The organism is uncultured Gimesia sp. (assembly GCF_937919775.1).
Lineage (GTDB): Bacteria > Planctomycetota > Planctomycetia > Planctomycetales > Planctomycetaceae > Gimesia.
This window is the reverse complement of sequence record NZ_CALFPF010000578.1, coordinates 1-10,504: the sequence shown is the minus strand read 5'-3', so window position 1 is coordinate 10,504 and position 10,504 is coordinate 1. Positions and strand designations below refer to the sequence as shown.

General features: G+C 55.6%; 7 protein-coding genes. 4 read left to right on the top strand and 3 right to left on the bottom strand.

All coding sequences use genetic code 11. From position 1 onward, the window contains the following. Positions 1-92 precede the first annotated feature (92 nt). From Q0294_RS16710 to Q0294_RS16700, 3 genes are read left to right on the top strand one after another with little or no spacing between them, the layout of a single operon-like run. The gene (locus tag Q0294_RS16710; RefSeq protein WP_299467739.1) at positions 93-1,772 is read left to right on the top strand and encodes a DUF1549 domain-containing protein; all 1,680 of its coding nucleotides are present in this window, start codon (positions 93-95) and stop codon (positions 1,770-1,772) included. A 43-nt stretch (positions 1,773-1,815) separates the two neighbouring features. After that, positions 1,816-3,075 carry a DUF1501 domain-containing protein gene (locus Q0294_RS16705; protein ID WP_299467737.1) on the top strand — a complete coding sequence of 420 codons (1,260 nt, stop codon included), beginning with the start codon at positions 1,816-1,818 and terminating at the stop codon, positions 3,073-3,075. Next, positions 3,072-4,145, top strand: a complete 1,074-nt coding sequence (locus Q0294_RS16700) for a WD40 repeat domain-containing protein (RefSeq protein WP_299467735.1) — start codon at positions 3,072-3,074, stop codon at positions 4,143-4,145. The genes Q0294_RS16705 and Q0294_RS16700 overlap by 4 nt, the downstream gene beginning before the upstream one ends. An 8-nt stretch (positions 4,146-4,153) precedes the next feature. Here Q0294_RS16700 and Q0294_RS16695 read toward each other — a convergent pair whose 3' ends face one another. From Q0294_RS16695 to Q0294_RS16685, 3 genes are all read right to left on the bottom strand, one after another. Then, a complete protein-coding gene (locus tag Q0294_RS16695; RefSeq protein ID WP_299467733.1) occupies positions 4,154-5,530 on the bottom strand; it encodes an alkaline phosphatase family protein in 1,377 nt (458 codons plus the stop codon). Between the two features lie 379 nt (positions 5,531-5,909). Next, entirely contained in the window at positions 5,910-7,232 is a 1,323-nt protein-coding gene (locus Q0294_RS16690; RefSeq protein ID WP_299467731.1) for an acetylxylan esterase, read from the bottom strand. A gap of 246 nt (positions 7,233-7,478) precedes the next feature. Then, complete coding sequence (locus tag Q0294_RS16685) at positions 7,479-9,701, bottom strand: amino acid permease (protein WP_299467729.1); 2,223 nt, start codon at positions 9,699-9,701, stop codon at positions 7,479-7,481. Positions 9,702-10,113: 412 nt separating this feature from the next. Between Q0294_RS16685 and Q0294_RS16680 the strand changes: the two genes are divergently transcribed. Continuing rightward, the coding region (locus tag Q0294_RS16680) for a hypothetical protein (protein ID WP_299467727.1) at positions 10,114-10,504 on the top strand (391 nt) is incomplete at its 3' end.

Here is a 10,504-nt window from a genome sequence, read left to right as displayed (position 1 = left end):
GAACAAACTTCGATACAATGGCGATCACTGATTTGATGGCTGACCGCTCGTTGGCCCCTGCCTGCTAAATCCTACCTAAACAGCGTGGTCATATGAATTTACGTTTCATACGAAAACTGCTTTGTTGTACGGCGCTCCTTGTTGCCGGTTCGGCCTTACCTGCTTATGCCGCGCTTCCCCTGCATCAACAGATCGATTCTCTGCTGGGTGCGGGAAAAGAACCGTTCGAAAAAAACTCCAGTGCACCAGCCGACGATGCCACGTTTTTGCGACGCGTCACGCTCGATTTAACCGGAACAATTCCGTCCTCTGATGAAGTGCGTACGTTTTTGGCCGATGATTCTGCCGACAAGCGCACGCAGTTAGTCGACCGACTTTTAGCTTCGCCGGAACACGCGCGGCGGATGCAATATCTGTTCGACACCATGTTGATGGAACGCCGCCCCGACAAACACGTGCCTGCAGCCGAATGGCAGGCCTATTTACGCAACTCGTTTTTGGAAAACAAACCCTGGGACGTGCTGGTCAACGAAATTCTAACCGCGGATGGCACCGACGAAAAAACGCGTCCCGCGGCCAAGTTTCTGCTCGATCGGGAATTGAAAGCGGAAATTGTCACCCGCGATCTGGGCCGTATGTTTCTGGGACGCGATCTGGAATGTGCGCAATGTCACAATCATCCCAATGTCGATGATTATCTGCAGCGTCACTATTACGGTTTGAACGCGTTTTTGAACCGCAGTTATCTCTTCAATGATCCCAAGACGAAGAAAACTTCGATCGGCGAAAAAGCGGAAGGGCTCGTTTCCTTCACATCGGTATTTACCAAAGAAGAAGGCAAGACCGCCCCGCGAATGCTTGACCTGCCTGAAATTCCCGATCCGGCTGAAGTGAAAGTTCTCTACAAAGTCAAGCCGGCAAAAAATGTGCGTTCGGTGCCGGTTTACAGCAGACGACTGCAGTTGGCCGATGCGATGACGAACCCTGCCAACGTTGCCTTCCAGCAGAATATTGTGAACCGGTTATGGGCGATGATGATGGGCCGCGGTTTTGTGGAACCGCTCGACATGTGGCATGCCGACAATCCTCCCTCGCATCCCCAGGTGCTGGATCTGTTAACGCAATCATTTCAGGAACACGATTTTGACATGCGATTCCTGTTGCGCGAGCTGGCGTTGTCTCAGACTTATCAACGCAGCAGCCACGTTTCTGCAGACGCGAAAATTCCCCAGGAAATCAATTATGGTGTGGGGCTCTTGAAACCGCTCTCTCCCGAGCAGCTTGCCTGGTCGATGATGCAGGCGACGGGCGTAACCGACAGGACGCGGGCCGAAGTAAAAGCAAAAGAGATCAAAGCCAACCCCAAACAAGGGACGCAAAAAACGGAAGATCCGCTCTGGCGGGAAGAAAACCTGCACAAAGCATTACAGGGAAACGTGACTTCCTTTGTGATCACGTTTGGCACGGTGGGGGCGCAATCAACGCGGTTTGACGCTTCGGCCAATCAGGCACTCTTTCTGCTCAACGGACCACTGGTGCAATCCTGGATCAGGCCCGGCGGTAACAATCTGACTGCGCAACTCAAGAAACTGAAAACGGCGCCCGAAATCGCGGAAGAATTGTATCTGGCTGTCTTTTCGCGTCTGCCTGAGCAGGCAGAAATCGAACAGGTGACGGCTTATCTGCAAGTGAGTCAGGATCAACCCGATCAGGGTTTACCCCAACTCGTCTGGGCGGCGCTTTCGTCCGATGAATTCCGCTTCAATCATTAATGACTCTCAATGTGTTCCTGCTTGACAGGCAGAAGGACTGATAATGCGACGAAATCAAGGATGCAACCCACTGGATCACCAACTGGCCCGCCGGCAGTTTTTAGCGGGTGCCGCCGGTGGTGCAATCAGCCTGGGGTTGTCTGGCGCACCCGCCATTGCAGAACAGGTCAAAGGCCAGCACAAACGCATCCTGCAGGTGTATCTGCAGGGGGGCGTCAGCCAGTTGGAATCGTGGGATCCCAAACCGGGAACCGAATTCGGCGGCCCGTTTCGTGCCATTCCAACGTCGGTGCCGGGCATGCACATTTCCGAGCTCCTGCCTTACACGGCGCAGCGGATGCATCTGCTCTCCCTCGTGCGCAGCATCAATATCAAAACCAATGATCACACTCAGGGTCGCCTGTTTATGGAGAAGGGGCGGCGGGCCGGCGAGTATCCTTACATCGGTTCCATCGCTTCTAAATATCTGGCACCGACGAACAGCGAACTGCCCGGTTATATCCACATCTCAACACGCGGCCTGACTGATAGCACGTCTGCGTTTCTCGGGGCACAGCACGGGCAATTGAAATTTGAAGGCGTCAAGCCGCCGAAAAACTTGGCTTTGCCGAATGGACTGAATGAGACGGCGGCGGCCCGCCGAATTGAGCTGCGGCAGCAGTTCAACAAACAGTTCGGTCAGGGACGTCCCAAATCGATGACCGAATCGTTCGATGTGTCATTCGAACAGGCGGCCAAGCTGATGGCCCGGAAAACGTTTTTCGAGAAACAACCCGACGGAAAAGACCTGGAACGTTACGGCAAACACGATTTCGGCCGCAACTGCCTGCTGGCCCGCGCCTTACTCGAAAACGACGCCACCTGTGTCAAAGTGACGCATCACGGCTACGATTCGCATGCCGAGAACTTTAATTTCCATCTCGAGCAACTGGGTGAATTTGACAAGACATTTTCGATGCTGCTCGACGATTTGCACGAGCGGGGCATGTTGGAAAGTACGCTGGTGATGGTCTATTCGGAATTCGGCCGCACTCCTCAGATTAATGTCCGCTACGGTCGCGATCACTGGGGGACCGCCTGGTCAATCGCCCTGGGAGGCTGCGGAATTCAACCGGGGGCCATCATCGGAAAAACCAACGAGAAAGGGACCGCCGTCGTCGAACGCGAAGTCGATGCCGGCCATCTGTTCCACACCTACCTGCAGGCACTCGGCATCGATTCCACCAATGATCACGACATCGCCGGCCGGTCGATTCCCATCGGCGATCCCACCGCACAATCCATTAAGGAGTTGTTGGCATGAAAGTCAAGCAACCCGATACCTCAGGCGCCCTCGTCGCACAGAAGCCGCTCGTCGAATCCGAGCTCATCGAACCTGCCAAAACCCATCAGGTGGCGCAGTTCAAACACAGTGTCCCGCTGACGTCCTGCCGCGTCGATCCGACTGGCACGTACGTTGTCGCCGGTGCGCAGGATCTGGACATTCAAGTGTGGCATCTGCAGACCCAGGCCCAACGCACGCTCAAAGGGCACACGAGCTGGGTCCGGTCGTTTGATTTCTCCAAAGATGGCAACACACTGTACTCCGCATGCTGGGGCGGCGATGTCAAAGTCTGGAACATGGCCGACGCCGCACCCCAGGCCCTGATGACGATTCCCGCTCACAAAGGGTCGGCGCGCTGGGTGCGGCTCTCTCCCGACCAGACAAAACTCGCGACCTGCGGCAATGATCTGCTGGTGAAGGTCTGGAACATTGCAGACGGCGAACTGCTGCAGACGTTCTCAGGCCACGAACGCCATGTGTACGCGGTTGACTTTCATCCCGACGGTCGGCACCTGGTTTCCCAGGACCTGATGGGCGTCATCAAAATCTGGGACATGCAAACCGGTAAGCTGGCGCGAGGCATGGATGCCAGTCTGATGACCGGCTACGACAATAAATTCGCCGCCGACATGGGCGGCGCACGCGATTTGCAATTCAGCCCGGATGGCAGCGAACTGGCCAGCGCAGGAATTACCAATGTGGCCAACTCGTTTGCCGGCATTCAGGACCCGATCATCATGCTTTTCGACTGGAAAACCGGCAAAGAAAAAGCACAACTCAAACCAGATAAAACGTTTCAGGGAATCGCCTGGGGCGTGCGCTATCATCCCGACGGATTCCTGATCGGCGCAGGCGCCGATCGCAGCGGCAAAGGCGAACTGTGGTTCAGCAAGCCTGGCGAGAAAGAGTTCTTTCACACGCTGAAACTTCCCAAAGCGGCCCGTGGCCTCGACCTCCTGGCCGACGGGCGGCATCTGGTTGTCCCTCACGCCGACGGCTCCGTCTGCACCTACCGCATGACCGCCAAAGCGAAGCTGTTCGGAACGTAATTCACCTTTTAGTCTTCCTGCAGAGCCGGCGTCAGCGGTTTACCGTCGGCGCTGGGGAGTTTGACGCCCAGCAGACGCGCGATGGTTGGTGCCACGTCGAGGCTCTGAATCTTGCCGAGGTTGGTGCCCGGTTTGATGCCATACCCGGAGATGACCAGTGAACCGAGCATGTCCGGCTGGTCGGGAAGGTAACCGTGTGTTCCGCCGGGGGTCTTACGCGGGGTCACCAGATCGTCACCTGACTCACTGTTTGTGAACGAGTAACCGGATTTCGCCGCCAGCCACAAATCCGGAGCATGGGAATCCTGCGCGGGAGTCGGCAGGCCGAGTTTTGTGTACTCATCTGCATCGAGTACGGACTGCACGCCCTCAATCGCTGCGAACTTTGTCTTCAGATTTTTGATGGTCGCTTCACGATTCGTATCGTCCAGAATATAGACCATGCAGGCGCCCCCTTGCGACAGACAATAAACCTGCTTTTTCTCTTTGGACAACAACCCTTCCTGTTTGAGCAGCACATTCGGCAGGATGTCTTTCGTGATCGGGAAGAAACCGTGATCGCTGGCGACGACGAGTGTTGTTTTATCGCGGTGCGGAGAAAGTTTGATCGCTTCGACGATATCGCGCAGACGGTCATCGGCATAACTGACGGCCCAGTAGGCTTCGGGCGTCTTCGGACCGAACTGGTGTTCCACGTGATCGACTTCAACGAGGTGAATCAGCAGCAGGTTCGGCGGATGATTCTGAAACAGGTGTCGTGTCATGCGGGTGTAGAGCCAGTCCCGTTTTACACCGCCTCCTTTTTCACCCGTCCATGAGCCATGCAGATCAACGGGCAGACCGGCTTTCCGCAGTTCATCCAGCCAGACAGGGGTGGCGTACTTCGGCCAGGCTTCTTTGCCAAACATGTCGGGCACGGTCCAGTCGAGCGTGCGTGCGTTGCGCGTCGCCGGCCAGACGATTCCTGCAGTGACCAGTCCCGCATTGTGCGCGGCATCGTATATGGTCGGCACTTTGACGATCTGGTCCTTGTCGAACAGCGGATCGGGAATGAACGCCACCGATGCGGCACTTTTGCGGTCCAGATAGTTATTGCCGATCACGCCGTGTTTCGCGGGCGTCGTGCCGGTGACCAGCGTTGTATGATTCGGCCAGGTGACGGTCGGAAACGAGCAGATCATCCCGTCCGCACGCGCTCCGTCCTTTGCCAGTTTTCTCAAGGTCGGCATGTCTGCCAGAGGATCATCCAGATAAAAATTCGCCAGCCCATCCACGCTCACCAGGATCACACAGCGATCATCATGAGGTTCAGCAGCCTGAGAAACCGGATTCACATTGAACAGGAACAAGCAGACACAAATGGAAGCAAGAAATTTGTAGCGCATTGAGATGTCTCCAAAGTTTGTAATCAGGTAACTCAGTCGCTTGCCCCATTCATCAGGCAGGCTCTTCTCCATTTTGCGGCACGCGGAGGGGTATTGCAACCGAGATGGTTCTCATATCACTCACAAAGCAACAGAGCGGCAGGGCGCCAGGTAGTGTTTATTGTTTTTGAATGTGATTCCCAGGACCGCAACCTGACCCAGGTCGGTTTTAACCGCGGCTAACGCCGTGCGGCTGATCTTGTTTTCAGGTACTTTGACAGCCGGAATGACTTATTAGCCGCAGGGCGTTAGCCCCGGTTGCTCCACATTTATAAAGACAATTCGAATTAAAAACGCTACCTGGCCGCCGTGATCACCTTTCGTTGTACATAAAGCCCTGCTACTTTGCAGCCTGCTGCTTCACATGTTCCAGAATCGCATTGAAAAATTCTGTCTGAATATCCGCGGGGGCGGCGTGGCCCATCAGTGGTTTGTTGATGACCTGCTTCTTCCCCTGCAACTGGTTATAGGCGGCGTAACAACTTGAGGGCGGACAGGTGACGTCAATAAAACCGACGCTCATGATCGCGTCGGCTTTGCACCGGCTCGCGAAGTTGACGGCATCAACGTACTGACCAGCTTTTAACTGTGCGGGCTCCGGCGTGCCATCGGGCAGCGTCGTGACCAGTTTCGGCCAGCCATTAATCCGACCGGCGGCGCGGCCCGAGTGATCGCAAATTGCAGGCACGCCTGTCGCAATGAAAGTCACGCGGTCGTCAATGCCACCCGCGACCAAAGCCTGGCCGCCCCCCTGGCTGTGTCCCGCAACGATGATCGTTTTTCCGTCCCACTCCGGTTGCGCGGTCAGAAAATCAATCGCACGCACCAGCCGTAAAAACATCCCGCGAAAGTAAACGGTATCGCGGCTCTCACGTCCCGCCTGCCGATAATCCTTCAATTCACCCTGTGCAAGATCTGTATAAAACTGGGCCGGTTTGCCGTTGGGAATGCCGTGCGCGTTGATGTCCATCGACAACATTCCGGCATCCGCTCCCTTCACGGCATTCGCCAGTGCCGAACTGCGGACCCCTGCTCCATGCACCCACAGAATGGCGGGCAGACTTTTCGGTTCGGCGTCTTTGGGTTTTGCCAGATAACCGGAGACCGGCGCGCCCCCCAGACAGTCGACTTGCACATCATAACAGACAATCTTGGGATTGGGTTGCGCGACCATTTCCAGTTTCGCTTTTGCAGGAACCGCCGCCAGTTGTTTTTTCTGATCCGCCCAGAACTGATCGAAGTCTTCGGGAACCGGCGTACTGAGACCAATCTCCAACGGAGAAAACGCGGCCCCTGCCATGCTGGTCACTTTTTTCTCTGTTCCGGCTGTCACGGTACAACGCAGAAACACAGGTTTGTCCGCCGTCACGCTGACTTCGACCGGCTCTTCACCCATCGTGAGACTGCCTTTCGGAAAACCGGGGGCGCCGCCGATAAAATCATCCACGGTATACGTCACTGTTTCGCCTGTCGCCGGTTTGCCGTCTCTCGTCAGCGAAATCAGAAAATGGGCGATTTCCCCGGTTTGGTAAATCGCATCCGGCCGATCGGTGACGACTTTCAGTTCAATCTTCTCAGCGGCAGCAGCGAGGTGAGAAAGCGACAGGCAGATCGCCAGTATAATTACCGGAGACAAAATGTTTTTCAGACGGTTTTGATGCATGATGTGTTCCTGTGTTGTATTTCTGAATTTCAGGCCGGCTTCGCGGTCTGTCTTAAGTGTTTGATTCCAGTTTACCAGACTCTCAATCGAACGAAAGGCAAACCGTCACTGACATTGAAAAAAGCGCGTTCTGAGCGGAATGGCGCTAGCCACCGTTTAAAACCCGCATCGCATTTCACACTCACAAAAACGGCGGCTCGCGCCGTACCGCTCACCTTTTCGCGAGATTCAGTAACCTGCTCCAGATTACGATTCCAGCTCCATCCCGCCGGCGCTTTCTATGAACAGCACGCGCGGGAGATTTCCGACGAACGATTCCATACGGGTAAAGAACTCGGCTTCGGCGCCCTCTGCCGGAGGTTCGAAACCGAGAATGACAACCGCCGCTTCTGCAGAGGTATGCTGAATCGCCTGTTCGGGATCGGAAGAGACGATGACCACCGGTTCCGCGGTAATCCGCGCGGCGGCGGAAAGTTCTTCGATGTGGCGCGTGACCTCGTCAACGGCCTCGCTGTTGGAAACGGCACGCAGCACGCGGATGCGATTGCGACGCCATTCCGGGTTCTGGTGCAGCAGATGGGCCAGCAACAGCATCAGCGATCCGTTCCGCCTGCCCCGCCACCAGACGTCGATTGTGCCGTCGGGGATCTCCCAGGCATCGCCGGCCAGACCGATTTCATCTCCCTCTTCTTCCCGATAGTCAAGAAAGCGAACGGAAATAATGCTGCGATTCATCCGGGAAACGAGACGAACCGTCGCCCCGAAGGAATCGGCTTTCTGCGGATCATTGGGCCAGCCGAGTAGAACGGTGTTCGGTCGCAAACCGCCAATGCCGTGACATTGAACCAGCGCCTCGACACCGTCGGAAAGGAATTCTGAAACTACGACTGCCGGAAACGCGAGCAGTTCTTCCTTCGCGATAAAAGCGCGCAAGGTCTTTTCGAATTTCTCACGTCGTTCGGCGTGTTCCTCGATGTCCCCCGTCACGACATGCGCGATTGACAGGATGCCATGTCCGGACGTCAGCCAGTGGCCGTAAATCGCCAGGTGCGGTCGATTCCAGGCCGTGCCGCTCAACGCCAGAATCACGGGCCGCCAGTTCTTGGGATGATAGTCTTCCTGCTCGAGCTTCAACAGACTTTTACGGGCACGTTCAAATACCATGCCACTGTGCAGATCGCCCCAGCGTGATTCGACTTCGCGAAAGTGGATATACCAGTAAAGGCCGGTGATCACGACGATACTGGCACTCGCCCAGATCCAGTTTGTCAAAAACATGACGGCCAGACAACCGACTGTGCCCGCTAACGAGACCGACCAGTTGCAATAGCGGAACGTCGGCCGATAGCTGGGATTCTTCGTCATCGCTTCATAAAACGTGGCCAGATTCAATAAGCCATAGGTGATCATAAAAAACATCGTGATGATCGGGGCGATGGCGTCCAGGTCTCCCAGCAGAATGCAGATCTGAGCAATCACGAACGTCAGCACCGTCGCTCGACGTGGCTCACGACTGGGGCCGCTTCCCGCACCAAAAAAGGTGAGCCGCTGAAAGATTTCATCACGGGCAAAAGCCTGCAGTATGCGCGGCGCTCCCATCATGGAGCCTAATGCAGACGAAAGCGTCGCGGCAAACACGCCGGCCGTGATCAGCACCGGCCAGACGGAAATGTCCTTCATGATAAGGTTGTTACTGATCAGCTCTGTATAAGGCCGTGTCCCTCCCAGCAGGAGGGCCAGCGACAGGTAAATCACCGCTGTCACGATCACGGCACCGAGGGTTCCCTTTGGAATCGAACGCGAAGGATTCTTCAGATCGCCGGACATATTGGCCCCTGCCATGATGCCGGTGACCGCGGGGAAGAAAAGCGCGAACATTGTGAACAGCGATTCGCCCGCGTCGTAATGGGGCATGAGATTCTCGCGCATGATGCCGAGATCAAAGCTGGAGAACGCACCCAGGTAAAATGACGCCAGCGACGCGCCCAGGATGGCGAGGATGAAATACTGAACTTTGATCGTCCAGCCCGCCCCGATATACACGCAGGCGAACGTCAGAACATTGATCAATGTCGCGATGGCAACGAAGTGGCCTTCCCAGGCGGAGAAGGTTCCCACAAACGCCTCGGTGAAACCGATGACGTACATCGCCACCGAGATGGCCTGTGCCAGATAAAAGACAACACCAATCGCCCCGCCGAACTCAACGCCCAGACTGCGGCTGATTAAATAGTACGCCCCGCCCCCTTTGACGCGCGTGTTCGACGCAATGGCAGAGAGCGAGAGTGTGGTCAGCGTGGTAATCGTTTTCGAAGCCACCACGATCAGGATCGCATACAGCACACCCGCCTGTCCGACCACCTGGCCGAACCGCAGAAACATGATCACCCCCAGGATAGTCAGCGTACACGGTGTAAAGACGCCACCAAACGTGCCGAACTTCATGCGCGGCTGGTCTTCCTGACTCATAAAGGGCTCACTGAATCCTGGTACATAAAAGGGAGCGAATAGAAAGCAGCGGGTCTTTTTTTTCAAATAACCCGGGTAGTAACAGAGAACGTCGTCTGATTTGAGCGTTTCACACTATTTTAGCAGACGCGCCGCAGAACGGAAGGTCGGGCTCATTGGTGTAGAGCAAACAACTCTAGGCGTTTCAAAGAGACCTCGTCTCGTGTTCGCTCTCAATTGTAAAATCTACACACAAGCCGATTCTTGAGTCTTTCTGGGGCATCGATTTTAGAAATCGGACCTCGACAGCCGATAAAATGTATCAGGCCGATTGTATCGATCAAGCAAACCAGGGACGGCCTCCTGAAACAGGGAACATCTTTTTTTGCGCAACAGGATTGCCTGTCGCGCCGACCGGGGATCTGAAATGAGTATGACGCAACGATGGTTATTGATGGCGGTAAGCGTGCTCTTCATCGTCGGCGCGGTCTCCGCATCCGGAGAAACCAGCAAGTCGGCAGCGGATCCCAGTGATCAGCAGGCGGCTCTGATGCTCGCCAAGCTCGCCTGCAGTCAGAAAATCACCAATGGGCTGGTCACCAAAGATTTCCGGGAAATTCACCACGGTGCCACCGAACTCAGCCGCATCTGTGAGGCCACAGCCTGGGCATCGCACAAAGATCCGGTTTACGCGCACCACCGCGCCGAGCTGCGCAAACAGGCACAAAAACTGGCGAAAATGGCAGAAGAAAAAAATCTCGACGGCGCCACGTACTCCTACATGCACTCGCTGAATACCTGCATCAACTGCCACGAATACTGCC